This window comes from Paenibacillus glycinis, assembly GCF_009909185.1.
Taxonomy (GTDB): domain Bacteria; phylum Bacillota; class Bacilli; order Paenibacillales; family Paenibacillaceae; genus Paenibacillus_Z; species Paenibacillus_Z glycinis.
Genome location: NZ_JAAAMV010000007.1, coordinates 120,185 through 144,452 on the forward strand (window position 1 = coordinate 120,185; position 24,268 = coordinate 144,452).

The window sequence follows — 24,268 nt, forward strand, 5'->3', positions numbered from 1 at the left end:
CGCGTTCAGCCGCTGGAAGCGCGGCTGAAGGCGGGACATGCGATGGGGCTTTCCGGCTGCCCGGGCCCTGGACGCACGCGGCGTGACCGCCGACGTGCATCCGGGCACCGCGTGCCGCGATGGCACCGAGCGTCCGGAAGGCCGAAGCGCTCGCGCGCGGCAAACGCTCCGGTTTCCGAGAATCCGAGAGCCAGGCAGGCCGTTTATTCCGCCGGCGCCGTAACGGTGCCTTTATCCTTGTCGAAGCTGCTTTGCGCCGCTTTGAGGTCGTCCGCGTTGAATTTGATGCCGGAGACGACTTTCGTCAGCGTGTCGAGCATATTGGTGACGGCGCTCTGCGGCAAGTAGTTCGGCAGCGTCGTCGCCATGACCGTGCTGTCGTTCACGGCCGCCTGCACTTCGTCCATCGCCGGATCGTCGTACTTCACCGTCACGTCCGTGAAGGAGGTGAGCGCGCCGTCGCCGGTCATGAACGGGCTGATGATCTCCGGCGAAGTGATCAGGTTGACCAGATCCTTGGACTCCTGCATGAGCGCCGTCTTCGCGTTGACGCCGAGCGCCTCGTTGCTGCCCGTGCCCATCGCGACCTGGCCCTCGTCGTTCGGCAGCGGGAAGAAGCCGATGTCGAACTTGTCGAAGCCGCCCTTGGCGATGTTGTCGGCGTTCGCGCCCGGCATCCACGGCCCCTGCACGATCATCGCCGCGTCGCCGGAGGCGAACATTTGACCCGATTGCGGCCAGTCGATGCTGATCGCGTTCTTGTTGAAGTAACCCTTGGTTTTCAGCAGCTCGAAGTTTTGGTACACCTTCTGGATGACCGGGCTCTCGTTCAGCTTCACTTTGCCGTCATAGATCTGGCGGTTGAGCGTCGTGTCGCCGAGCTCGTAGGAATTGAGCCAGTTCATGTAGAACAGCTGCGCCGTCCATTGGTCCTTGAAGCCGACCGTGATCGGCGTCTTGCCCGAGGCTTTGACTTTCTCCGCGGCGTCGAACAGCTCCTGCGTCGTCTTCGGCGCCGTGATGCCGAGGTCGGCGAACATCTTCTTGTTGTACCAGACGCCGCCGCCGATCGACAGTCCCATCGGCACGCCGTACGTTTTGCCGCCGGCATGGGTTTGAAAATCCTTCTGTCCGCCGTCGTTCAGGCGGGCGACCCAAGGCTCGGCGGAGAGATCCGCCAGATTGCCGGCCGTCGCGAAGTCGACGTTCTGGTAGAACACGACGTCCGGCGCCGAGCCGGAAGCGAACTGCGCCCGCAGTTTATCGAAATAAGTGGCGCCGAGCACGACGTCCCACTGGATCTTGGCCTTCGGATACAGCTTGGCGTACGCCTCTTCCACGGATTTCTTGAACTGCACCATGTACGGGCGCTCGTCGAGGAACCAGGCGCCGACGCGGATCGTGAATTCCTTGTCGTTCTTCGCGCCGCCGTCCGCCGGGGCGTTCGCGGCGCCGTCGTTCGCGGCCGCGCCGTTCGTCGCCGCCTCGTTCGTCGTGCCGCCATTGCTCGCCGCCCCGCCGTTATTCGCCGCGCCGGCATTTCCGTTCGCCGCCGCGTCGTTCGCGCCGCCGTTATCGTCGTTCGAGCTCCCGCATGCCGACATGACCGTCGTCAGCAGCAGCACGCTTGCCAGTGCCGACCATCCTTTAAGTTTCATTGCACCAACACCCTCTTTTCGTCTCCGGTTACGTTGCCTCTTCAGTGTAGCGCTTTCATGAGCCGTAAAGGATAGCTGCATTTTACCGTTTCTATGCTGGAATCGCCTTCAGTCCTCCGCCTGCGCATGCCCGCCCCGGACTTGTGCGCGATAGGCGCTCGGCGAGACGCCGACCTTCTTCTTGAACATGAAGCTGAAATGCGCGGTATCCTTGAATCCCACGGCGTACGCGACCTCGTACGTCTTGAGATCCTCGCGGAGCAGCTTGTTCTTGGCCGCCTCGATCCGGAAATCCCACAGCATGTCGGTAAAATTCGTGCCGGTCTCCTTCTTGATCAAGCGGCTGAGATAGGAATAATTGACGTTCAGCCGCTGGGCCACGGTCTGCAGCGTCAGCTCCTCCGAATAGCGCTCCCGGATCAGCTGCCTGACGTCGGAGACCACCTTCAGCGGCGAATCCGCCAGCTCGAGGCGCATGAATTCCTGATAGGCCAACAGCTGCTTCTCCAGCTCCTTCATGATGTCCGTCAGCAGCACGGCGTGAATGAGCTTCTCGCGGATGTCGACCGACATGCCGTGCGACGGCTTCAGGCCGACATCCGCCAGCGCCGCCTCCGCCTTCTCGATCAGGCCGAGCGCGAAATGCTGCATGTCCTTCTTGCTCGCGCCGACGGAAAGCATGCTCCGGTACGAATCCTTGAGCAGCGCGCGGATCTCCCCGGCGTCGCCGCCGCGCAGCGCGTCCGCGATGAGGCCGAGCGACGAGCCGGTTTCTTTCTCCTTCTCCGACAGGAACGATTCCATGGCATCGAAGGCGATGACGGAATTCTTGCCGAGCAGCATGCGGTATTCCATGCATTTCTTCACCTGCCGCAGCGCCTCCGGCAGCTGGCAGAAGGACGGGAACGCCTGGCTGATGCCGACGGACAACGAGAGGCCGCGCGTCGTGCCGCTGCCTTCGGCGGTTGCCTTGGCGAACGCCATCAGCCGCTCGCGTCCGCCGGCGAGGCCGTCGGTCGGCACGAACAAATAGATGCCGCTTGCGGAAGAGGAGGTCCGGCCCCGGAGCCCGGCTTCGCCCGCGGCCCGCTCGAGCTGGCCCCGCAGATGCGCCGCGGCGAACGGAAAATGCTCGCCGCCCGCGTCCCGCGGCGCGTCCAGCTCCGCGTACAGCAGCAGGAAAGCGCCGTCCGGCAGCCCGTTCTCCGCGAGCCGGTGGCGCTTGTAATCGTCCCCGTATTGTTCGTTCGCGAGCAGTTCGAAGAACCGGTCATGCTCCTGCCAGCCGGCCAGCAGCGGTTCATGGGAGCGCAGCGATTCCACCGTGCGGATCAGCTCCTCCGGCAGGAACGGCTTGGTCAGAAAATCCGCCACGCCGAGCTTGACCGCCTTGCGCGCGTAGTCGAACTCGTGATAGGCGGTCAGGAACACGACCGGAATGTCCGGGTGACGCTGCCGCAGCTCCTCCGCGAACGTGATGCCGTCCATGACCGGCATGCGGATATCCGTAATGATGACATCCGGCAGCGGCCCCGCGAGCTGGTCCAGCGCTTCCTGCCCGTTCGCCGCCGTCCAGCCGACCTCGCAGCCGATGCCCGCCCAGCCCGGCATCCCCGCCAGAAATTCCACGATTTCGCGTTCGTCGTCCACGATCATAATGCGCATGCTGTCAGTCCCCCTCGTTTTCCTGCAAGATCTGAATCGGCATGACGACCCGCGCGATCGTCGCGTTGTCGAGGCGGATCAAGCTCACGCCGTAAGTGTTGCCGTAATGCAGTCGCAGCCTGGCGTTCGCGTTCTCGATCCCCGAGCCGAGCCCCTTGGCGCCGCGCATGGCGGAGTTGACCGGCGGTTGACCGCCCAAGTCCCCGTTCTGAGCGCTGTTCGCGATCTCGATCACGAGCTCGTACTGCTCTTCCTTGACCGCGATCGCGATCGTGCCGCCCTCCGGCAGCCGGTCGATCCCGTGCACGACCGCGTTCTCCACCAGCGGCTGCAGCAGCAGCTTCGGAATGGCGATCTTGCGGTACATGTCGGGCAGCTCGATCGCGTAGGATAGCCGCTCGCCGTAGCGGTACCGGTGAATCTCCAAGTATTTGCGGACGAAATCCATCTCCGTGTCGAGCTCGACGAACGCGTTGCCGGACGTGATCGAGAAGCGGAAGATGCCGGATAAATGCTGGATCATCTTCGGGATATGCTTCGCTTTCTCCGGCGAATGGGACATGATGCTGATGTACTCCATCGTGTTGTAGAGGAAATGCGGATTGATATACATCCGGATCGCTTTCAGCTCCGCTTCGCGAAGCAGCAGCTCGTTCTTGTAGTTCGTCTCGATGAGGTGGCTCGTCCGTTCGACGAGGCTGTTGAAGCCGTTGCAAAGCATCGCGATCTCGTCCTTCGTCGTGATGCCCGTGATGAGCTGGTATTCCTCCCGCTCCGCGGCGCGCATCAGGCGCGTCAGGCGCTGGATCGGGATGGTGATCCGCCGCAGCACCGCGTACGTGACGATCGTGATCGCCAGCCAGGCGGCGAGCGTGACGCCGACGGTGAACAGCGCCTGCTGCTTGATGAGCCCGCCGGTGCCGGGGCTTGCGATCAGCACGTATTGGAACTCCGAATAGCGGGATTTCTGGCGGATGACGATGCCCTTGACCGGCTCCCGGATGTCGAGCAGCCGACCGACCTTGGCCGTATCCGACGCGCTCATGATCAAATTGTCGGCATTCGTGATAAAGAACGTCTCCGGCGCGAACGCTGCGAACATCGACTGCAGCGACGCGGCGTCGAGCGTGACGACGAGCCGGCCCGTCTCCGAATCCGGGGACGGCCGCTCGCCTTCGGCGAAGATTTTGACCACGCAGGCGATCCGCCGGTCGTCGTTGAAGAACGCCCACTCGGGCATGCGGTCGAATTCGAAGGGCATTTTCCAATAGGCGTCGGGATAAAGCAAGCGCTTACGCGGATCGGTGCCGTATAACAAGCCGGATTTGTCGAGCACGTAGATGCCGCTGACGAAACCGCCGATCTTCAGCTTGGCGGTCGCGAGCTCGGACTGGAGCATTTCCGCGACGGAGGCGTACAGGCTCTCGTCCTGCCGTCCCTTGTTCGCGGCGCGGAGGAGCGATTGGAGGAACAGGTTCTCGCTCACGGGCGTCATCTGGCTCTTGACGGCATAGAGCATCTCGTCGAATTTGTCCGCGGTGCCGGACAGCTTCTGCTGCGCCTCTTCGGCGGCTTTCTTCTCGATGACGAGGCTGGAACGGATATAGAAGGTCGAGCTGACGATGATGAGCGGGACGAGCGTGAGCAGCGAATAGATGATGAGCATCTTGTAGAACAACCGGGAGCGGATGGGATCCAGCAAATGCGCGGTCAGCCATGTCATAGGGGAAGTCTCCTATTCGGTTAGTAGGCTACGTGATTCCATTATGCTATAAAGCGGTCGATATTCAAGCGTAAAATGCGGAAGGCCGCACCGGCGCATGTCCCTTACCCACACCCTTTGTTCCTTAATCCGTCTGTCGCGGCGGGCAGGCCCGAAGTAAAATAGACGAACGGACGCTGCCGCATGTCCGCCGATCGAACATTCACGCCTTGGAGGAGGTCCCGATCATGGAACGCACCAAGCACCGTCCCGGCCCGAACCTGGTCTACGTCTTCGCCGACCAGCTGCGCTTGTCCGCCTGCGGCTATGCCGGCGACGGCCGGGCGCATACCCCGAACATCGACCGGCTGGCCGGAGAAAGCATGAGCTTCGACAACGCCATATCCGGCCACCCGGTATGCGCGCCTTACCGGGCGTCGCTGTTTACCGGCAAATACACGACCAGCACCGGCATGGTCATCAACGAGATCCGCATGAATCCGAACCACCGCTGCTTCGGGCATGTCCTGCACGAGAACGGCTACGACACGGCCTACATCGGCAAATGGCATCTCTGGGCGAGCGAGCTCGGCAACCATTACGAGCCCCGCAACTCCTACGTCCCCCCGGGCACGCACAGGCTGGGCTTCGACGGCTTCTGGGCGTCCTATAACTTCCATCACGAGTATTACGGCATGTACTACCACGCCGACAGTCCGGCGAAAATCCCGATGGACGGCTACGAGCCGGACGGCCAGACGGACATGGCCATCGAACGGATGACGCGCATGGCGGGCGGCGATCAGCCGTTCGCGCTGTTCCTGTCCTACGGCACGCCGCACGACCCGTGGGAGCCGGAGAACGTGCCCGCGGCGTATTTGGATATGTTCAAGGACGCCGCGTTCGCGCTGCCGCCGAACTATAGCGACGCGAACGACCCGCACGCGGATGATTGGGCCAAGCTGTCGCCGGAGGAACGCGCGCGCATCCCGGATTGGCTCCGGGTTTATTACGCGATGACGGCGAATCTGGATTGGAACGCGGGGCGGCTGCTTGCGGCCGTGGACGAGCTGGGGCTTCGGGACGACACGCTGTTCGTCTTCACCTCGGACCACGGGGAGCTGTTCGGCGCCCACGGCCGAAAGGGGAAAAACATCTTTTACGAGGAAGCCGTCCGCGTGCCGTTCCTCGTGCGCCAGCCGGCGCGCATCCCGCAGGGAGCGGCGACCGACGTCTGCCTGAACACCTGCGATATCATGCCTACCGTGCTGTCCCTGCTCGATCTTCCCGTTCCCGACGAGGCCGAGGACATGGATCTCAGTCCGTTCGCGCTCGGCGAGGACGGCGAGGAGCCGGAGGCGGCGTTCCTGCAGGGCACCGGAGCCACCGCGGATTGGGCCGACGGCCACGAGTGGCGGGCGCTGCGGGACAAACGGTACACCTACGCGATCTACCGTGACGACCGGCAGGAATTGCTGTTCGACCACGAAGCGGATCCGCATCAGCTGCGCGATTTGGCCGGCGATCCGCGTTACGGCGCCGAGCTGGACCGGTTCCGCGAGCTGCTGGCGCGCCGGATGAGCCGGATCGGCGATACGTTCGAGCGCTGCACCTGGTACCGGGACCATTGGACGGAAGACCGGCGCATCGTCAGAACCGCGACGCTCTCCGCCCGATAACGAAGCGCTCCGATCCGCGCGGGTCATGTGGGAACCGGAAGTTAGCAATCTATGAGGCTCGGCGCGTTTATACGAGACGGAATCCGGCAACTATAGGAATACTGCCTATTCTAGTTTCGTATAAAAGGAGCGCTTGCCTGTGAAATGCATCAATTGCCATTCAATCGATATCGGAAAAATCGGCCCGCGGCAATACTTCTGTTGGAATTGCTGCATCGAGATGAGCTTCGCCGGCGACAAGCTCGACGTGTACCAGGTCGAAGCGGACGGATCGGTTAGCTCGTTGAACGATTTGTTCTTCGAAGAGGAGCCTCTTCAGCCGCAAGAAACGGAAATAGAGATCTATTCCGACGGACGCTAGCGTCCGTCGGGACAGATCTCTATTTTGCATGCTCCGAATTAGTAGGCTTCCGACCCTGCGGGATCCTCGACGAATGTCCGATGCAGCCGATCGCGAATCGCCCTCATGATCGCCGGGGCGCCGGCGGTGTCGCTATGGACGCAGATCGTGCCGATATCGGCATAGGCCGAATCCGCCAGCATCGACGCGGTCCGCGAGGCGATCTCGGACGGCGAACCGATTTCCTCGGGCGTCCAACCGAACATTTTCACCTGTCCCGAGACATAGGGGCGGTCGGCGAAGTATTCGGGCACGACCGGAAGGCCGAGCCGCGAGGCGCGCACGGCCGTCTGGCTCCCCGGCAGCGCGTAGACGCGGAGCGCGGGATTGAACGCCTGGACGGCCTCGGCGAACGCATCGGCCAGCGCCGAATCCTCGGCGGCCATCATGTAGAGGGCGCCGTGAAGCTTCACGTGCGCCATCGCCATCCTTTCCGCGCGCAGGAACGCTTCGAGCGCGCCGAGCTGATAGAGCGACATCTCGTAGACTTCGCGCGGCGACGTCTGCATATACCTGCGGCCAAAGCCGATCCGGTCGGGCAGGCCGATGTGCGCGCCGACGCGAACGCCATGCGCTTTGGCGAGCGCCACCGTTTCCCGCATCACGCCGGGATCGCCGCCGTGAAAGCCGCACGCGACATTGGCGGAGGTGATCAAGGGCATCATTTCGCGGTCGGCCCCGTAACGGTAGATGCCGAAGCTCTCCCCCATATCGCAATTCAGATCCGGCGCGCTCCTCACAACGCCGGCTCTTTTCTCGGCGATGCCTGGCGCTCGTAATCATGCGCGAACCGCAAGAGATCCGCCTCCGCGAACGGCTTGCCGACCAATTCGAACCCGACGGGGAGGTGCCCGGCGAAGCCCGCCGGAACGGACATGGCCGGAAGCCCCGATTGCGATGCGATGACCGTATTCGTCGGAAACGCCAGACTCGTCCACTTCCCGGATCGCAGCGCCTCGCGCGTCGGCGGCAGGACCTGAACGGTCGGATAGAGCAGGAAATCGACGTCGTTGTCCACCATCAGGTAGAGCAGCGCGCGGCGGAATTCCTCTTGGCGCACCCGCATGCGGTAGTAGCCTTCCTCGTTCTCAGGCTCCGCGGGACCTTCGTGAATGTCATGAAACAGATCGTTCATCGGGTGGAACAGCCGCGCCTCGTAGATGTCCTCGAAATGCTTGACCGGCGCGTTCGGACGCTTCGCCAGAAAGGCGTTGATATCCTTCTTCGACTGCACGGCATACAGCGAGGTATCCGCAATCCAACGATCCAGATCGGGAATGTTCAGTTCTTCTACGACGGCTACGCCCTGCTCCTTCAGCCAAGCGACGGTCGCGCGAACCTTATCGTTCACGGGGGCGCTGTCGGGATCGGCGTCCGGGCCGAACGCGTTGGCAACGACGCCGACGCGATATTGCTGCATGCGGGCTCCGTCCAGCGCGGCTTCGTACCGGCCGGCGTCCGAGGTTAGACCCGCGGCGGACGTGAACGCGTCGCCGCGGTCGAAGCCGACCAAAACGTCCATGAGCTTCGCGGCATCCTGGACCGTGCGCGTGATCGGGCCTGCCGTATCCTGGAAATGCACAAGCGGGGAAAAGCCGTTCCGGCTGATGAGTCCAGTCGTAACCCGAAGGCCGAATACGTTATTGAAGGACGAGGGCAGCCGGATCGAGCCTCCCGTATCCTCGCCGATCCCGATCAAGCCGAAGTTCGCGGCGATGCCCGCGCCCGTGCCCGCGCTGGAGCCGCCGGATTCGCGATCGAGGTCGTACGGGTTCTTCGTATGGTCGGTCATGGACGAGAACGAAAACCAGCCCGCCGCGAAATCGCACATGCTGGTCTTGGCGATCACGATCGCGCCGGCCTCGCGCAGCCGCTTGATCAGCGTTGCGTCCTGGTCCGGCACGTATTCCGCAAACGCCCGGGACCCGAACGTGGTGCGTATGCCCGCCGTTTCGGCCTGGTCCTTCACGAGCACGGGCACGCCGTGCAGCGGACCTTTGAGCGTTCCGGTCCGTTCGAAATATTCGTCCAGCGCCCTGGCTTCCTCCATCGCGAACGGGCTTACCGTCACGACCGCCTGAAGGCTCGGCCCTTGATTGTTCAATGCTTCGATGCGCTCCAAATACCAGCCTGCAAGCGCCGTTCCGGTGACCGTTTTGGTTCTTAATCCTTCATGGAACGAGCTCACCGTGGCTTCTTTGAACGAAAACGCGCTCATGCGATCAACTCCCGTTTCTATGTTCGTCCGCTTCTATGTTCGTCCGCGGACGGTATGGTACAATGTCGATACTGAATCTCCGCGGCAAGAGAGGCTCGTTGGCAGACGAGCCTCTCGCCGCCGGATCCGTTATCGTTTCGCCGCTGCCGAATGGGAAGCGACGACGGACGGCTTTCCGGCGATCAACCAATAGGCGATGCCGGACACGAATATCCCGCATAGCGCGGTGGACATGTCAGGGAACTGATAATCGGCGATTAACGCGGCGGCGGACCCGATCCCCCAAGCAAGGAAGGGCTGAAACCGAATGTCGGCGTCGATGGCAGTCGACGACCTGCGCGTAACGAATTGATCCATGATGATAATGGTGCCGATCGGCGGTACGATCACGCCAAGGAGATTCAGCCAATTCACGAAATAATTCCAAATGCCGAGCGCGGCAAGCACGATTCCGACGCCCCCGAGAATGATCGTCATCGTGCGCATCTTGGTCCCCGTAATATGCGACCATCCGACGGCGCCGTTATACAAGCAGTGCGAGCATACGGAGCCGAGATTGACGAAGAGGAACAAGACCGCGATCCAAGTCAACGCGCCGCCTTTGCCGACGATGACGCCGAACACGTCGCCCGAGCCGGTGAGCGTGGCCGCGGCTATGACGCCGCCGATGATCATGGCGATCAAGTTGGCGACGGGGAAAGCGGAGAAGGTCGCGATCAGCGCGTGCTTGCGGTTTTTGGACCACCGGGTAAAATCGGACGTCATCGTGCCCGAATCGGCGAACAAGGCGAAAACAAGCGTTACCGCGACCCAGAAGGCCAACGGCGAATCGGCGTTGCCGGCATAGCCGACGATCGCGCGGCCATGCCCGACGGCTTCCCCGGCCGAGTAAAGGCCAAGAATAAGGAACAGCGGCGCCGAGATCAGCCCGATAATGGACAAGGCCTTGATTCCGAGCAGCGTGAGCAGCACGTACAGGACGCCGGCTACGATCACGATGAACACTTCATTGACATGGAAAGCGCCGCTCATGCTGACGCCGGTCAAGCCGGTCTGCACGGCGAACCAGCCGATGACGAGCGTGGATAACAGCGCGGATGCCGCCATGTACCCCTTTCGGCCGAACGTTCGCGAAGCTTGCAAGGAGAAATTATTGCCGTCCTTCGCGCCGAGCACGCTTAATAATCCGACATACGCGAACAACAGCGCGTTGCCGACCATCATCGCCAGGATGCCGCGTACGAAGCCTAACCCGTGGACGAGCGTCGCCCCGGTCACGGCGCCCGTGATGATCATCGGGAAACCGACCCAGATGGACGTGACGGAGAGCAGCGATTTTCGTTTGTCCTGCGGAACGGGCGAATGCTCGTACTCGTTCCCGAAAAGCTCTTGATCTGCGGTTGATTGACTCATCGAATACACCTCCGTTATTAGCGATCTTCTGCTGCTTCCATACAACGCAACCTTTCAGACTTCATCCTTATGCCGATCACCTCCTCCGCTGTCGACATTCATCCCACTCATCATTACGGGTCAGTGCATCATTCGCGGGCCAGCGCCATGGAAACGACATCGCGGGTGTAGTTCAAATGGTCGGCGATTTTCTCCAGCAGCAGCGGGAGATCTCTGCGTTTGATAATGTCCAATATCTCCAGATGCTGCAGATGCGCTTCCCGGAAATCCTCCACCGTCGACGAATAGATCGTCATGTAAGGCTCCACCTTATCCCACACGTTCTTGATCAGCTCGAGAATATGGGAGGAATTCGAACATTGGTAAAAGCGGAGGTGAAAGAGCTTGTTCAGCTTTCGCCATTCGTTCACGTCGATCATCGGGTTAGCCATGGTCTCCAAGATGTCTTCCAGCACGCCGATGTCGTCGTCCGCGACCCGCTCGAGCGACCACTCCGCCGCGAGCAGCTCCAACCGGAGACGGATCGTGAACACTTGCTTGACTTCCTCCACCGAAAGCTCGTTGACGGTGACGCTGCGCCGTTCGAATGTGATGAAACCTTCCGCCTGCAGCTTGCGCAGCGCCTCCCGCACGGGCATGGTGCTGACCCCGAACGACTCCGCCAGGCTTCGGATCGAGATCTTCTTTCCGGGAGGAATCGCCCCCATCGTGATGCGCTGCTTCAAGCGGTCGTAGACCTCGTAATTCACCGTCGAGACTTCAATCATCTCGCTCATACGTTCACCTCTGCAATTTGTGATATGTGATCACACTTTAGTGTTAGAGCCATTATGGCAAGGAAAGAGCGCTACGTCAAGATCAATATGTTAGAATACCTAACATTATAATTCGAATGAGAACGTTGATGCGCCCCGGGTTTGCGCCCGGCGGGAGCATAAGCAGGAATCGGGGTGCAGCTTCGCGAAAAGAAACCTGCAGGTTGCTGCGGGTTCCGCAAGCGCTGACAAATCGTCCACGGAGGGATAACCATGTCCATGTCCATGTCCGACAACCATCAATCCCCGATCGCCGAGTCCAAGCTTCCCGCCAGTCCGGTCAAAAACAAAATCGGCAGCCTTTTCGTCCCGGTACGGGATATCGAGGCTTCGCGCGGCTGGTACTGCCGGGTGCTCGGGCTGGAGGAGAGCCGGTGCGAGATCATGAACGGCCACCTGTGCCCGCTGCCCATGGAAGGCGCCGGCCTCATCCTGGACACGATGCCGATGTGGGGCGGCCGCGAGCCCGGCGGCGCGCCGACGTTCGAGACGCCCGCGTTCATGCTGATGACCGGGGATCTGGAAGGCTCGCTCGCGTACATGCAGGCGCTCGGCGCCGAGCTCGTGACCGGCATCGAGCACGACCACTGGTTCGTCGTGAAGGATCCGGACGGCAACAAGCTGATGATTTGCCGGGAATAGCGGGAGACGGACGTCGCTTCCTTCGCCCGCCGGCAAAGCGGCGCGAAGAACCGGCGAAGGCCGATACCCGGTTGATTTTTCTCCGGCTTCGCGATAAGATAACCAAAACATTGGAATTCTTGCTATGAAGGACCATAGTACCTGAGAAGTCTTCTACGCAGCGAGCCGGGGATGGTGAAAGCCCGGCAGGAGCGACCGGGGAAACGGCAGTCCGGAGCAAGGCATGGAAAGCAACAGCCAAAAGCGGGCGCGGCCGATCGGCAGCGTCAACTGGGGTGGAACCGCGGGCGCGTAAGCTCCCGTCCCCGGATATCGCCATCGCGATGTCCGGAGACGGGAGCTTTTTTCGATGGCGGCGACAGAAAGAATACGGCCGGCAGCAGCGGCAAAAGGAGCGTTTACCGATGAGCAACGAATCGAAGCCGATGGAACGGATCGTCTCGCTGGCGAAGCAGCGCGGATTTATTTTCCCGGGGTCCGAGATCTACGGCGGCTTGGCGAATACCTGGGATTACGGCCCGCTCGGGGTCGAGCTGAAAAACAACGTCAAGCGCGCGTGGTGGAAGAAATTCATCCAGCAGTCGCCGCACAACGTCGGTCTCGACGCCGCGATCCTGATGAACCCGCAGGCCTGGGTCGCCTCCGGCCACGTCGGGAATTTCAACGACCCCATGATCGACTGCAAAGCCTGCAAGAGCCGCCACCGCGCGGACAAAATCATCGAGAACGCCTTGGAAGCGACTGGCCTCGAGGTCATCGTCGACGGCATGACGTTCGACGAGATGAAGGCGCTGATCGCCGAGCATGCCATCGCGTGCCCGGACTGCGGCGGCCGGGAATTCACCGACATTCGGCAATTCAACCTGATGTTCAAGACATTCCAGGGCGTGACGGAATCGAGCGCCAACCAGATCTACCTGCGCCCGGAGACGGCCCAAGGCATCTTCGTCAATTTCAAAAACGTGCAGCGCGCCATGCGCAAGAAGCTTCCCTTCGGCATCGGTCAAATCGGCAAAAGCTTCCGCAACGAAATCACGCCCGGCAACTTTACGTTCCGGACGCGCGAGTTCGAGCAGATGGAGCTGGAGTTCTTCTGCAAGCCCGGCGAGGACTTGGGGTGGTTCCGGTACTGGCGCGGCTTCTGCCGGGATTGGCTGCTCGGGCTCGGCATGAAGGAAACCAGCATCCGGCTGCGCGACCATGCCGACGACGAGCTGTCGCACTATAGCAGCGCGACGACCGACATCGAGTACCGCTTCCCGTTCGGCTGGGGCGAGCTTTGGGGCATCGCGGATCGGACGGATTACGACCTGAAGCAGCATATGGCGCATGCGGGCGAGGATTTCCACGTCCTCGATCCCGAGACGAACGAACGGTACGTCCCGTACTGCATCGAGCCTTCGCTCGGCGCCGACCGCGTGACGCTTGCGTTCCTCGTCGACGCTTACGAGGAGCAGCAGCTGGAAGCGGACGACAGCCGCGTCGTGCTGCGGCTGCATCCGGCGCTCGCGCCGGTCAAGGCGGCGGTCTTCCCGCTGTCCAAGAAGCTGGCCGAAGGCGCGCAGCGCGTCTACGGCGACCTCGCCGCCGACTTCATGGTCGACTACGACGAAGCCGGCTCCATCGGCAAGCGGTACCGCCGCCACGACGAGATCGGCACGCCCCTGTGCATCACGTACGACTTCGATTCCGAGGCCGACGGCTGCGTCACCGTCCGCGACCGCGACACGATGGCGCAGGTCCGGCTGCCGATCGCGGAGCTTCGCGCGTATATCGCGGCGCGGGTCGCGTTCTAGCCTGCTTGGAGCGACCGCGTCACTCCACCGTGATCGTCTCGTATGCCGATGCGCGAGAGGAATTATTCGCAGGCGCCGCGAATGTACTAGATTAAGCAAATCCCTTGCGAACAGGAGGAACGGCAATGGCCAGGTTGAAAATCCCCCGTTAAGCCCGAGCCTGCCGCAGTGCCCGTGGCCCCCCTCTCTCCCGGCCGGCACGACGCCGCGATTTCAATAAGAGAGGGTGCATGCGCCTATGTGGCCGAAACACGTCAACTGGAAAGACCTGCGCTTCGGCGTGGAAATCGAATTTATCGGCGGCAGACCCGCCGAAGTGGAACTGCCGCCCGGATGGGTCATGTCGCTGGACGAACTGCAGGTGGACGAATCCGGCGACGATTCCGGCAGCGAGCTGAAGACGCCTCCCATGCTTTGGGCGGCCCGCGAGCAAATCCGCGTCATGCTGGATCGCCTGCTTGCGAACGGCGCGCGGATGAACTGGAGCTGCGGGCTGCATGTGCATATCGGCATCGAACCGTGGGGCGAGGCGATGGTGCTGCCGCTCGTCGACGCCGCGCTCGCGTGCCAAGAGGCGCTTCGCTCCTTGCTGACGATGAGCGAGCACCGGCTGATCTACTGCCCTTCGGTTACGCCGGAGATGAAGAACGACTACCTGCGCGATCCGCGCCAGGAGGCGCTGCACCGCCCGGGCCGGCCCCAGTCGCATCGCTGCGGCATCAATGCCTCGGCATGGTACGACATCGGCACCGTCGAGATCCGCTATGCCAACGGCAGCCTCGACTACGATGAGATCCTGCATGCCGTCGAGCTGTGCTTGCGATTCGTGGCGGCCGTCGGCGAGGGACGCAAGCTTCGGGACACGCCGGCCGAATTGGCCGACGCGCTGGGCGCGCCGCGGACCGGATACCCGCCGCCGCGCGCGATTCCGCGCTGGTACCGCGAGCGGACGTGGCTGGACGACGCCCTGATCCCGGCGGTATCGGAGCTCGCCGAACAGCTTGTTCCCGGCGGCGAGATCCTCCATATCCTCCCCGTCCAGGACGGCCTGCTCCTCGGCATCGAGGCGGGCGACGGCAAGCTGCGCCGATACGTATGCGCGCCGCCGGCGACGGGCTGGCGGGTCGTGCGTCAAGCCGATGCTCCGCGTTGAACGCGAATGGCCCCCTTCTGCCGACCGGCAGAAGGGGGTCTCCATTTGCAGCAGATTAGACAACGGCCTATGCCTGGCGAAGTGTTCGGGTTCGTCTCTGTTTGGTTGCCGGCCCGTCAGAAAAGCTCCAGCCGCCGGTAATTCGTCCGGATATAGTGGATGCCCGAGTACACGGTCAGCGCAAGCGCCAGATACAGCAGCACCTGATCGACGGGGATGCCGGTGAAGAAGCTGAACGGGCGGTTTCGCAGCAGGACGGCCGTGATCGCTGCGACTTGGAACACCATTTTGATCTTGCCGGTGCCGTCGGCTTGCAGCGCGATGCGGCGGGAGGCGGCGACGATGCGCAAGCCGGTGATGACGATTTCCCTCGCAACGATGGCGAACGCCACCCACGCGTACGTCAAATGCAGGCTGACCATCAGGATGAGCGCGGCGGTGATAAGCAGCTTGTCCGCGAGCGGGTCCAGCAGTTTGCCGAGATTGGTGACGAGGTTGTATTTGCGCGCGATGTATCCGTCCAGCTTGTCGGTGGCGGAAGCGAGCAAGAACACCGCCGCCGCGTAATAGATGCCGTACGCGTCCAAATGCCCGATAAGGCCGGACTTCTCGGCCAGCCATTCCGGATAGATCGGGAAAAGCAGATGAATACGGGAATCAGCATGATTCTTGCCAGCGTGATCTTGTTCGCCAGATTCATGGAATCGCTCCTATTGCGCGTCCGCGCCCGGAATGCCGTCCGCTGCCCAAGGCCGGCTCGCCGCCACGGCGATGCAGCGGAATTCGCGGCTGCCGCCGCCGTAGTCGATGACGGCCGGGTCCCCCTCCCGCGCCGGACGGCAGGCGCAATAAAAGTGATACAGCGTGCCGTTCCAGCTGATGACGGACGACTTGTGCGCATGCGTCTCGTCCAGCGCGCCCGGTCCGCCGGCCGGCAGCCACGGCTCGGGCAGGCATTCCCAGCGCAGCAGGTCCTCCGATACCGCAAGCGCCCCTTGGGCATGCTTGCCGTCGAAGCCGAAGCCGAAATCATACCAGCGTCCCGCATGGAATTTGATGCAGGGATCGCTGAAATACTGCCGGTAGAAGCTGTTATCCAGCGCCTGCAGGACCGGATTCTCCGGGCAGCGCGTCCAGTGGACGAGATCGTCCGACCACGCCGCGCCCGTCTGCTCGACCCACGGCCATTCGTCCTTGTCTTTGGCGTTGTAGAACATCCAGTACTTCTCCGCGTGACGGATGACGCAGCATTTGTACAAGCCGCCCCGCTCCCAGTCCGCCCCGCCTTCATACGCGAAGATCGGCCGGTCAAGCCGCGTCCAGCGCAGCAGCGACTCGTCCTCGCAATAAGCCAGTCCCATCACGGCGCCGCCCGCTTCATAACCGACTTCCGGATACGCGTGATATACCATCCAGTACTTCCCGTCCACCTTGCGCAGCGCCGGCACCGCATGCAGCTCGTCGGATTCCAGCAGGATCCACGACCCCGCCGCTCCCACGCGATCCCAGCGCGACGGATCGTCCAGCCGCTCCAGCATCATGCCTCGGTAGGTCCACGCCAGCAGATCCGGACTCGTTGCCAGCGCGGTCTGATACCCGTCCCCGTCGAAGCCGACGTACATCATATGGAACAGCCCATCGTGCCGGAACACGAACGGGCAATCCACGGCCTTGGCGTCGAAGCGTCCTGCGATCCCCGATCCCTGCAGGACGGGAAGGTCCCGCCGAAAGTCCGTTCTTAGCTCTTCGATAGCCGCGCGATCGATAATCGTCATGCGAATACGCTCCTCGTCATGAATTCGCTTACATAATAATTCGCGATTTTATTTCCGCGCCGACAGCTGCTTTCGCCGCCCGTTCATATCCGCTGAATGGCCCACAGCAGCCAAAACATCGCGCCCAGCATCAGTCCGCCGCTGCCGAAGATCGCGAACAGGATCAGTTTGTTTTTCATAGCCGCCAGCCTCCTTCAAGAATTCGGAAACCTTCCGCCCCGCGCCGGTAGCGCCCCTCAGCCGCCTTCTCTGAATTTGCGCGGCGTCGTCCCGACCGTCTTCATGAACGCGTTGTAAAACGACGGCTCGCTCTGGTAACCGACGATGTCCGCGATGTCCTTCACCTGCAGCGCGGTCGTGCGCAAATACCGTTTGGCCGCCTCCATGCGGCAGTAGACGAGAAACCGGATGGGGCTGACGCCCACCGTTTCTTTGAACAGATGCGCCAAGTGGTATTTGTTCATGAACGTCTCGGCGGCCAGCGATTTCAAGGTGAGCGGCGCCGCGTAATTCTCTTCCATCATCCGCTTGGCCTTCCAGACCGCCTCCTTGGCCGTCGAGCGGGTCCGTTCCGCCGCATCGCCGTAATGCGCGATCCGTGCCAGCTTGACGAACAGCAGGCCCAGGTAATGATCCGACGCCAGCCGCGACTCCGGCTCCATCCGCCCGTACTCCCCGATGCATGCCCGCATCAGCGCCGCAATCGCGGGCATCTGCTCGTGAAGCTCGATCACCGGCTCGCGGTCCGGGTCGAGAAAATAATCCGGCGGCAGCTCGCCGACCTGCATGTCCGTAAACCCGATGTACGTCGCGCGAAACGGATGCTTCGTGGACAGTTCCTTGTGCCACAATCCCCGCTGATAGAAGAGCAGCGTCCCCGGACCGGCGGTATAGCTCCGGCCGTCGATCTCGAATTCGCCCTCCCCTTCTTCGACGAGCAGCATCTCGCTATTGGCATCGTGCTTGTGAAGCTCCAGCATGAACCGGTTCGGATTGCCGTCCGCCAGGAAAGCGGCGCCCGAGATGAACGCCGGCCGGCTGCGGAACAGGGAAGCCTCGCCCATCGTCTTCATCTCCTTCGACGCGTGCTTCGTACCCAGCCTTCGTTCGTGCGCGAAGCCGTATCTGTATATCGCAAGAATGGATAGTTTTTCCCACAAGCCCTCTTATTGTTTCGCCGATCCCGTTGGCATACCCTAGTAATAGAGAGCGCTTGCAGGTTTTATCCTCAGCATAGCGCATAACCGCGATACGATACAACATTAATTAGTTCGAGGAGAGTGTCCGCAGTGCTGCAATTCAAGAAACGGCTGTTGTCCGACGAGAAATACGAAGCTTGCGCGGTGTTCGACGTGAACGGCGACGGCGTGCCGGATATCGTCAGCGGCGCGTATTGGTACGAGGGACCGGATTACGCGAAGAAGCATTTTATCAGCGACGTCCTCGCGATCTCCGAATACCACGACGACTTCTCCGACTATCCGATGGACGTCGACGGCGACGGCCGTCCGGACATCGTCACGGGCGGCTGGTGGGGCGAGACGCTTCGCTGGCGCCGGAATCCCGGGGATTCGGACGCCGCATGGGAGACGTACGACATCGACCGCTGCGGCAGCATCGAGACGATCCGGTATCTGGATATCGACGGCTGCGGCGTGCCGGAAATCTTCCCGAACACGCCCGGCGAGCCGCAGGCGTTCTATAAGCTCGTGCGCGATGCCGAAGGCCGGGGAACCGGCGAGTTCCGAAAATTCGTCATCGGCGAAGGCCCGAGCGGGCACGGCATGGGCTTCGCCGACGTGAACGGCGACGGCCGCATGGACGTGATCCTGCCGGGCGGCTGGCTGGAGCATCCGGCGGATCCCTTTGCCGGAACGTGGACGTTTCATCCCGAGTTCTCGCTTGGCAGCGCCAGCGTGCCCATACTGGGCCATGACGTGAACGGCGACGGCTTGATCGACCTGATCGTCGGGCAGGCGCATGATTACGGGCTGCATTGGCTCGAGCAAGGACGCGCGGCGGACGGCTCGCGAACGTGGACGAAGCACGAGATCGACATGAGCGGCTCGCAGTTCCATGACCTATGGCTGGTCGACCTCGACCTCGACGGAGAGCCGGAATTGATCACGGGCAAGCGGTACCGGGCGCACAACGACGGCGACCCCGGCGCATTCGACGACATCGGCCTCTACTACTACAAGATCGGCGGCGGCGCATTCGAGAAGCACGTCATCGACTACGGCCCGGCGGGCGAAGCTTCCGGCGCGGGCATCTATTTCTGGGTGCAGGACTTGAACGGCAGCGGCTATCCCGACATCGTGGCCCCCGGCAAGGACGGCCTCTATCTCTTCGAAAATCTCGGCGCAAGCGAGGGTGAACGGACATGAGCAAAGTAAGAATCGGTTTCGTGGGCGGCGGCGGCATGGGACAGATGGCGCATCTCAGCAACTACGCCGTGCTGGCGGACGAATGCGAGGTCGTGGCGCTGGCCGAGATTCGGCCGCAGTCCGCCGCGCTCGTCGCGGCCCGGTACGGTATCCCGCAAGTCTACGGCCATCACATGGAATTGATCGAGCAGGCGAAGGTCGACGCCATCGTCGCGCCGCAGCAATACCGCCATCACGCCGCGCTCATCCCGGACATTCTGCGCGCGGGCATTCCCGTCTTCACGGAGAAGCCGCTCAGCCTGACCGTCGAGGCAGGCCGCGAGCTGGTGCGCGTCGGGGAAGAAACCGGCACCCTGCACATGGTCGGCTACCATAAGCGCTCCGACCCGGCGATGGAACGCGCCAAGAAGGAGGTCGACGCGTGGAAAGCCAGCGGCGACTTCGGCAAGCTGCGGAGCATCCGCGTCACGATGCCGCCCGGCGACTGGACGGCGGCGGCCGACAAGCCGCTGAACGCGGGCGACCCGTATCCGTCGCTGCAGCAGGAGCCGGGTCCGGCCGACTTCACGGAGGAACAGACGCGAGAGCTGGACGCGTTCGTCAATTATTACATTCACCAAGTAAACGCCATCCGGTTCTTCCTCGGCGAGAACTACAAGCTGACCTTCGGCGACCGCGCGGGCGTCCTGCTCGTCGGCGAGAGCGACGGCGGCGTCACGGTCAGTCTCGAGATGGCGCCGTATCTCACCTCGGTCGAATGGCATGAGCACATCCTCGTCGCGTTCGAGAACGGCTTCGTCCGCGTCGACCTTCCTGCCCCGCTGGTGCGCCAGCAGGCGGGCAAAGTGACGATCTACAAGGACAACGCCCGGCGCGGCGAGCCCGAGATCAGCCGGCCGATCATGCCGAACGTCTCGGCCATGCGCAGCCAGGCCCGCAACTTCCTGGCCGCGGTCCGAGGCGAGCGCCCCGCCCCCTGCCTCGCCAAAGAAGCGCTCGAGGACCTCGTCTTCGCCCGGTCCTATATCGACTTCATGTCGCGTACCTACGGCAACGGGTTGGCCAAGGCATAGATCGGCGAGGCGCTGCGGGAGAACCTCAGCTCGCCCGGCAATGATCAGGATCTAGAATACGCTGGCGGACAGAGAATCCGGCAGCTGGCACGCGAATAACGGCACCGCAGTCCGCCAGAATGCTTCCTGCTCAAGATGCGCGGGACCGAGTATTCCGCAAGTCGGGCAGCGCCGATACGGTTATCGGTTGCGGGTTTCTGCCGGCAAGTAAGATTCGCCCGCAAAGCCCCTGGCGGGGAAAGTTTTGCAGGACATGATTTCAAATATACGGTGGAGGCAGGCCTGACCCGATGTGTCTTCATGGAGTTGGAACAGCGAAGCGGTCGCCTTTGTGGTCGGAATACCGCCGCTAAATTTCCAAATGCAATCCGATCTGCAGCAGCGAGTGCAAGCGCTTACCGACCAAAGGGTTCAATTCCGGCCTCCGCCTTTTTCAACCATTCCACCAGAACGGGGTGTTCCTATGAGAAGAGTGGCCATCATCGGAGCCGGCAGCGTCGTCTTCTGCAAGACGCTGATCCTGGACATCATGGCAACCGCGACGTTGGAAGAAACCGAGTTCGTCCTCATGGCGCCGTCGACGACCAAGACGACGCATGTCAAAGCCTACATCGACCGCGTCATCGCGCACAACAACCTGAAGGCCAAGGTATCGATCACGACCGACCGCCGCGAAGCGCTCGCGGGCGCGAACTACGTCATCTGCTCGTTCCAGATCGGCGGCCTGACCGCCTTCGAGCTCGACTACCAGATCCCGCTCAAGTACGGCGTCGATCAATGCATCGGCGACACGCTCGGCCCGGGCGGCGTGTTCCGCGCGCTGCGCAGCATTCCCGTCATCCTCGACGTGGCGCGCGACATGGAGGAGCTGTGCCCGAAGGCGATCCTGCTCAACTACGTCAACCCGATGGCGATGATCTGCTGGGCGCTCGGCGAGACGAACGTCCAGTACGTCGGCCTCTGCCACGGCGTGCAGACGACGCTCGACCTCATCTCCGGCTATACCGGCGTGCCGAAGCAGGAGATCGATTTCGTGACCGGCGGCATTAACCACATGGGTTGGTTCCTGAAGATCGCGCACAACGGCGAGGACCTGTACCCGCTGCTGCGCGAGAAATTCGAGCAGCCGGAGTTCTACGTCAACGAGAAGGTGCGCGGCGAGGTGTTCCGTCACTTCGGTTATTTCATGACGGAGTCGACGGGCCACTTGTCCGAGTACGTGCCGTGGTTCCGCCACAGCCGGAAGGCGCTCGACCTGTACTGCGACGAGCCGGCGTTCGGCGGCGAATCCGGCGCGTACTACAACTGGTGCGTCTACGTCGCGAACAAATACACGGAGGCCGACCTGCTCACGGACGAGTCCGCCGAGCTGCCGCCGCGCAGCATCGAATACTGCGCCTACATCATCGAGGCGCTCGAGACCGGCAAGCCGTTCAAGTTCAGCGGCAACCTGCGCAACAACGGCATGATCAAGAACCTGCCGGACGACTGCTGCGCCGAAGGCCTCGTCTACGCCGACCGGACCGGCATCCACCGGACGATCGTCGGCGAGCTGCCGGCGCAGTGCGCGGCGCTGAACCAGACGAACATCAACGTCCAGCGGCTCGCGGTCATGGCGGCCAAGTCCGGCGACCCGGAGACGGTCGTGCAGGCGATCGCCCTCGATCCGCTCACGTCCGCCGTGCTGACGCTGAAGGAAATCCGCGACATGGTCACGGAGATGCTGGACGCCGAGCGCGAGTGGCTGCCGCAGTTCGGCAACCGCCGCCCGCGGCCGACGCCGACGATCGCCATCCCGCAGGACGTGAAGCGCGCCGACGTGCCGATCGACCCGGCGCTCGCGATCTTCGCCCGTCTCGGCGAGCTGGCGCAGTAACCGCCGTCTTCCTTCGGCATCGTCTTCTCGGTACGATCCGCTCCCTCGTTTCTCATCGAACCTAAGACCGTGCGGCCGCGTGACGCTAGAACCGCACTGCCATCCGTCGTGCTTCAACCGCAACGATGACGAGGCCCGTGTGTCGACATCAGAGACCCGTCGGCAGCGGCATGAGCCCAGAACAAAAAAACGCCAAGCCCCGTTCGGCTTCGCGTTTTTTTGCTTGCGTTTCCCTATTGCCCGCTCGTTACGCCTTCAGCTCCCGCAGCACATCCTCCAGGAACGGCCAGGTCCGCTCCACCGACGAGATCGACAGATGCTCGTCGGGCGTATGGATCTCGTACATGTTCGGCCCGAAGGAGATCGCGTCGAGGTCCGGCATCTTCTCGATCAAGACGCCGCATTCGAGGCCGGCGTGGATCGCCTTGATCTCGATCAGCTTGCCGAAGCGCTTCTCGTACGCCGCTTGGAAGACGGGGCGCAGCTTGGAATCCGCCCGGTACGGCCAGCCCGGGAAGTAGTGGTCCGTCCGGAACTCGCAGCCGACCGTTTCGCCCAGCGTCTGCATCACGCGCACGACTTCGTCGACTTGCGAGCGCATCGAGCTGCGCGACAGGCTTTGCATGACGACATGCGTCTCGTTCACCGAGACGACGCCGAGATTGGAGGACGTGCGCACGAGGTTGCCGATCGCCTTGTCCATGCTCAGCACCCCGTTCGGGATGAGGGTCAGCAGCCGGATGACGGACGCCTTCACGTCTTCCGCGAACGCTTTGCCCGAGGCAGCCGCCGCGCCCGCTCCGCTATTCGCGTCGAAACCGGCATGCAGCACGACCGAGACGCCTTTGTCGCTCGCTTGAAACTCGTCCTTCAGGATCCGGTTGAGCTCGGCGATGCGGGCTTCTACCGCTTGCTTGCCTTCGCCGCTCAGATATACCGCCGCTTCGGCTTCCCGCGGAATCGCATTGACCTTCATCCCGCCGCTGACGCCCGCGAGATCGAACGCCGCATGGCGGCGAAGATCGTCCAGCACGCGGCCGAGCAGCTTGTTGGCATTGGCCCGCTCATGGATGATGTCGTCGCCGGAGTGGCCGCCCATCAAGCCCTGCACGCCGATCGTGTACGGCTCGCCCGCAGGCGCTTCTTTGTAGGCCAGCGGAACGGAGTGATACGTATTGATGCCGCCGGCGCTGCTGACGAACAGCACGCCTTCGCGGTCGGAGTCGAAATTGATCATCATGCGGCCCTTCAACTGCGAAGCGTCGAGATGGAACGCGCCGCCCATGCTCGTTTCTTCCTCCGTCGTCAGCAGAATCTCCAGCTCCGGATGCGCCATGTCCGGCGTATCGATGATCGTGAGCGCCGTCGCCACCGCGATCCCGTTGTCCGCGCCGAGCGTCGTGCCTTCCGCATAGATCATGTCCCCGTCGATTTTGAAGCGGATCGGGTCCTTCGTAAAATCGTGCACGGTCGATTTATTCTTCTCGGTGACCATGTCCAGATGGCCTTGGAAAATGACGGTCGGCACGTTCTCGTACCCGGGCGCCGCCGGCTTCCGGATGATCAGGTTGAACTTCTCGTCCTGAATCACGGCGCAGTTCCGCTGACGCGCGAAATCCGCGACGTAATCGCTGATCGCCTTCTCGTTGCTCGATCCCCGGGGGATCTTGGAGAGCTCCTCGAAGAATTGCAGCACCCTGCTGTCGCCCGTATACACCTTGCCTGTCGTATCGCTCATATGTAAAAATCCTCCTTCTCGAATTGAGACGTATAGGTCCAGTTTAGCGCATGCGGACAATAAACGCCAAATAAGGTGATTGGTTTGCGTAGGGTGATTGGTTTGCGTTTACCGACGGAAGTCGGAAAATGCAGCATTCACCCGGTTACCGGCGGAAGTTGGGAAATGCAACAATCACCCGGTTACCGGCGGAACGCTTCGCGTTCGCTCATCCATATCGGAAATGACGTTTGTCGGCCATTGCTCGAGCGCTTCCGTCCACGTGTATGAGGAAATTA

Annotated in this window: 19 protein-coding genes; 8 read left to right on the forward strand and 11 right to left on the reverse strand. The window is 62.2% G+C overall.

What is annotated here, in order from left to right:
* Positions 1-203: 203 nt before the first annotated feature.
* The 3 genes from GT019_RS11750 to GT019_RS11760 all read right to left on the reverse strand — a co-directional run bounded on the left by GT019_RS11750 (position 204) and on the right by GT019_RS11760 (position 5,046).
* Positions 204-1,658 (reverse strand): ABC transporter substrate-binding protein, encoded by a 1,455-nt coding sequence (locus GT019_RS11750; RefSeq protein WP_161743342.1) that lies wholly within the window; start codon positions 1,656-1,658, stop codon positions 204-206.
* Between the two features lie 108 nt (positions 1,659-1,766).
* A complete protein-coding gene (locus GT019_RS11755) occupies positions 1,767-3,323 on the reverse strand; it encodes a response regulator transcription factor (RefSeq protein WP_161743343.1) in 1,557 nt (518 codons plus the stop codon).
* A gap of 4 nt (positions 3,324-3,327) precedes the next feature.
* Positions 3,328-5,046 (reverse strand): cache domain-containing sensor histidine kinase, encoded by a 1,719-nt coding sequence (locus GT019_RS11760; protein WP_161743344.1) that lies wholly within the window; start codon positions 5,044-5,046, stop codon positions 3,328-3,330.
* Between the two features lie 227 nt (positions 5,047-5,273).
* Between GT019_RS11760 and GT019_RS11765 the strand changes: the two genes are divergently transcribed.
* Both GT019_RS11765 and GT019_RS11770 read left to right on the forward strand, forming a co-directional pair.
* Positions 5,274-6,704 (forward strand): sulfatase family protein, encoded by a 1,431-nt coding sequence (locus tag GT019_RS11765; protein ID WP_161743345.1) that lies wholly within the window; start codon positions 5,274-5,276, stop codon positions 6,702-6,704.
* Positions 6,705-6,843: 139 nt separating this feature from the next.
* The gene (locus GT019_RS11770; RefSeq protein ID WP_161743346.1) at positions 6,844-7,065 is read left to right on the forward strand and encodes a hypothetical protein; all 222 of its coding nucleotides are present in this window, start codon (positions 6,844-6,846) and stop codon (positions 7,063-7,065) included.
* Between the two features lie 38 nt (positions 7,066-7,103).
* On the opposite strand, the gene GT019_RS11775 is transcribed toward GT019_RS11770, so the two are convergent.
* The 4 genes from GT019_RS11775 to GT019_RS11790 form a co-directional block, all read right to left on the reverse strand.
* Entirely contained in the window at positions 7,104-7,844 is a 741-nt protein-coding gene (locus GT019_RS11775) for a 5-oxoprolinase subunit PxpA (RefSeq protein WP_201755353.1), read from the reverse strand.
* A complete protein-coding gene (locus GT019_RS11780; protein ID WP_161743347.1) occupies positions 7,841-9,322 on the reverse strand; it encodes an amidase in 1,482 nt (493 codons plus the stop codon). The genes GT019_RS11775 and GT019_RS11780 overlap by 4 nt, the downstream gene beginning before the upstream one ends.
* 129 nt (positions 9,323-9,451) lie before the next feature.
* The gene (locus GT019_RS11785; protein WP_161743348.1) at positions 9,452-10,735 is read right to left on the reverse strand and encodes a cytosine permease; all 1,284 of its coding nucleotides are present in this window, start codon (positions 10,733-10,735) and stop codon (positions 9,452-9,454) included.
* Positions 10,736-10,863: 128 nt separating this feature from the next.
* Entirely contained in the window at positions 10,864-11,511 is a 648-nt protein-coding gene (locus GT019_RS11790; protein ID WP_161743349.1) for a GntR family transcriptional regulator, read from the reverse strand.
* 252 nt (positions 11,512-11,763) lie between these two features.
* Between GT019_RS11790 and GT019_RS11795 the strand changes: the two genes are divergently transcribed.
* The 3 genes from GT019_RS11795 (at position 11,764) to GT019_RS11805 (ending at position 15,141) form a co-directional block, all read left to right on the forward strand.
* A complete protein-coding gene (locus GT019_RS11795) occupies positions 11,764-12,192 on the forward strand; it encodes a VOC family protein (RefSeq protein WP_235947760.1) in 429 nt (142 codons plus the stop codon).
* A 425-nt stretch (positions 12,193-12,617) separates the two neighbouring features.
* Entirely contained in the window at positions 12,618-13,988 is a 1,371-nt protein-coding gene (locus tag GT019_RS11800; RefSeq protein WP_161743473.1) for a glycine--tRNA ligase, read from the forward strand.
* Positions 13,989-14,226: 238 nt separating this feature from the next.
* Positions 14,227-15,141, forward strand: a complete 915-nt coding sequence (locus GT019_RS11805; RefSeq protein WP_161743350.1) for an amidoligase family protein — start codon at positions 14,227-14,229, stop codon at positions 15,139-15,141.
* Positions 15,142-15,257: 116 nt separating this feature from the next.
* Here GT019_RS11805 and pgsA read toward each other — a convergent pair whose 3' ends face one another.
* The 3 genes from pgsA to GT019_RS11820 form a co-directional block, all read right to left on the reverse strand.
* Positions 15,258-15,728 (reverse strand): CDP-diacylglycerol--glycerol-3-phosphate 3-phosphatidyltransferase, encoded by a 471-nt coding sequence (pgsA, locus tag GT019_RS11810; RefSeq protein WP_328803949.1) that lies wholly within the window; start codon positions 15,726-15,728, stop codon positions 15,258-15,260.
* Between the two features lie 123 nt (positions 15,729-15,851).
* Positions 15,852-16,916: a glycoside hydrolase family protein gene (locus GT019_RS11815; protein WP_161743351.1), complete on the reverse strand. Its 1,065-nt coding sequence runs from the start codon at positions 16,914-16,916 to the stop codon at positions 15,852-15,854.
* A 236-nt stretch (positions 16,917-17,152) separates the two neighbouring features.
* Positions 17,153-17,980: an AraC family transcriptional regulator gene (locus tag GT019_RS11820; protein WP_161743352.1), complete on the reverse strand. Its 828-nt coding sequence runs from the start codon at positions 17,978-17,980 to the stop codon at positions 17,153-17,155.
* 225 nt (positions 17,981-18,205) lie between these two features.
* Between GT019_RS11820 and GT019_RS11825 the strand changes: the two genes are divergently transcribed.
* From GT019_RS11825 to melA, 3 genes are all read left to right on the forward strand, one after another.
* Positions 18,206-19,303 carry an FG-GAP repeat domain-containing protein gene (locus GT019_RS11825; RefSeq protein ID WP_161743353.1) on the forward strand — a complete coding sequence of 366 codons (1,098 nt, stop codon included), beginning with the start codon at positions 18,206-18,208 and terminating at the stop codon, positions 19,301-19,303.
* Entirely contained in the window at positions 19,300-20,376 is a 1,077-nt protein-coding gene (locus GT019_RS11830; RefSeq protein ID WP_161743354.1) for a Gfo/Idh/MocA family protein, read from the forward strand. The genes GT019_RS11825 and GT019_RS11830 overlap by 4 nt, the downstream gene beginning before the upstream one ends.
* Before the next feature lie 463 nt (positions 20,377-20,839).
* On the forward strand, positions 20,840-22,252 hold the full coding sequence (gene melA, locus GT019_RS11835; RefSeq protein ID WP_161743355.1) for an alpha-galactosidase: 1,413 nt from the start codon (positions 20,840-20,842) through the stop codon (positions 22,250-22,252).
* A 247-nt stretch (positions 22,253-22,499) separates the two neighbouring features.
* Here melA and GT019_RS11840 read toward each other — a convergent pair whose 3' ends face one another.
* Entirely contained in the window at positions 22,500-23,990 is a 1,491-nt protein-coding gene (locus GT019_RS11840; RefSeq protein WP_161743356.1) for an aminoacyl-histidine dipeptidase, read from the reverse strand.
* Between the last annotated feature and the right edge of the window lie 278 nt (positions 23,991-24,268).

Bases quoted from the DNA above. Each gene is read 5' to 3' on its own strand.
- GT019_RS11840 (WP_161743356.1), bottom strand. From the start codon at position 23,990: ATGAGCGATACGACAGGCAAGGTGTATACGGGCGACAGCAGGGTGCTG.
- GT019_RS11815 (WP_161743351.1), bottom strand. From the start codon at position 16,916: ATGACGATTATCGATCGCGCGGCTATCGAAGAGCTAAGAACGGACTTT.
- GT019_RS11820 (WP_161743352.1), bottom strand. From the start codon at position 17,980: ATGGGCGAGGCTTCCCTGTTCCGCAGCCGGCCGGCGTTCATCTCGGGC.
- GT019_RS11805 (WP_161743350.1), top strand. From the start codon at position 14,227: ATGTGGCCGAAACACGTCAACTGGAAAGACCTGCGCTTCGGCGTGGAA.
- GT019_RS11790 (WP_161743349.1), bottom strand. From the start codon at position 11,511: ATGAGCGAGATGATTGAAGTCTCGACGGTGAATTACGAGGTCTACGAC.
- GT019_RS11785 (WP_161743348.1), bottom strand. From the start codon at position 10,735: ATGAGTCAATCAACCGCAGATCAAGAGCTTTTCGGGAACGAGTACGAG.
- GT019_RS11765 (WP_161743345.1), top strand. From the start codon at position 5,274: ATGGAACGCACCAAGCACCGTCCCGGCCCGAACCTGGTCTACGTCTTC.
- GT019_RS11750 (WP_161743342.1), bottom strand. From the start codon at position 1,658: ATGAAACTTAAAGGATGGTCGGCACTGGCAAGCGTGCTGCTGCTGACG.
- GT019_RS11755 (WP_161743343.1), bottom strand. From the start codon at position 3,323: ATGCGCATTATGATCGTGGACGACGAACGCGAAATCGTGGAATTTCTG.
- melA (WP_161743355.1), top strand. From the start codon at position 20,840: ATGAGAAGAGTGGCCATCATCGGAGCCGGCAGCGTCGTCTTCTGCAAG.
- GT019_RS11780 (WP_161743347.1), bottom strand. From the start codon at position 9,322: ATGAGCGCGTTTTCGTTCAAAGAAGCCACGGTGAGCTCGTTCCATGAA.
- GT019_RS11760 (WP_161743344.1), bottom strand. From the start codon at position 5,046: ATGACATGGCTGACCGCGCATTTGCTGGATCCCATCCGCTCCCGGTTG.
- GT019_RS11800 (WP_161743473.1), top strand. From the start codon at position 12,618: ATGGAACGGATCGTCTCGCTGGCGAAGCAGCGCGGATTTATTTTCCCG.
- GT019_RS11795 (WP_235947760.1), top strand. From the start codon at position 11,764: ATGTCCATGTCCATGTCCGACAACCATCAATCCCCGATCGCCGAGTCC.
- GT019_RS11830 (WP_161743354.1), top strand. From the start codon at position 19,300: ATGAGCAAAGTAAGAATCGGTTTCGTGGGCGGCGGCGGCATGGGACAG.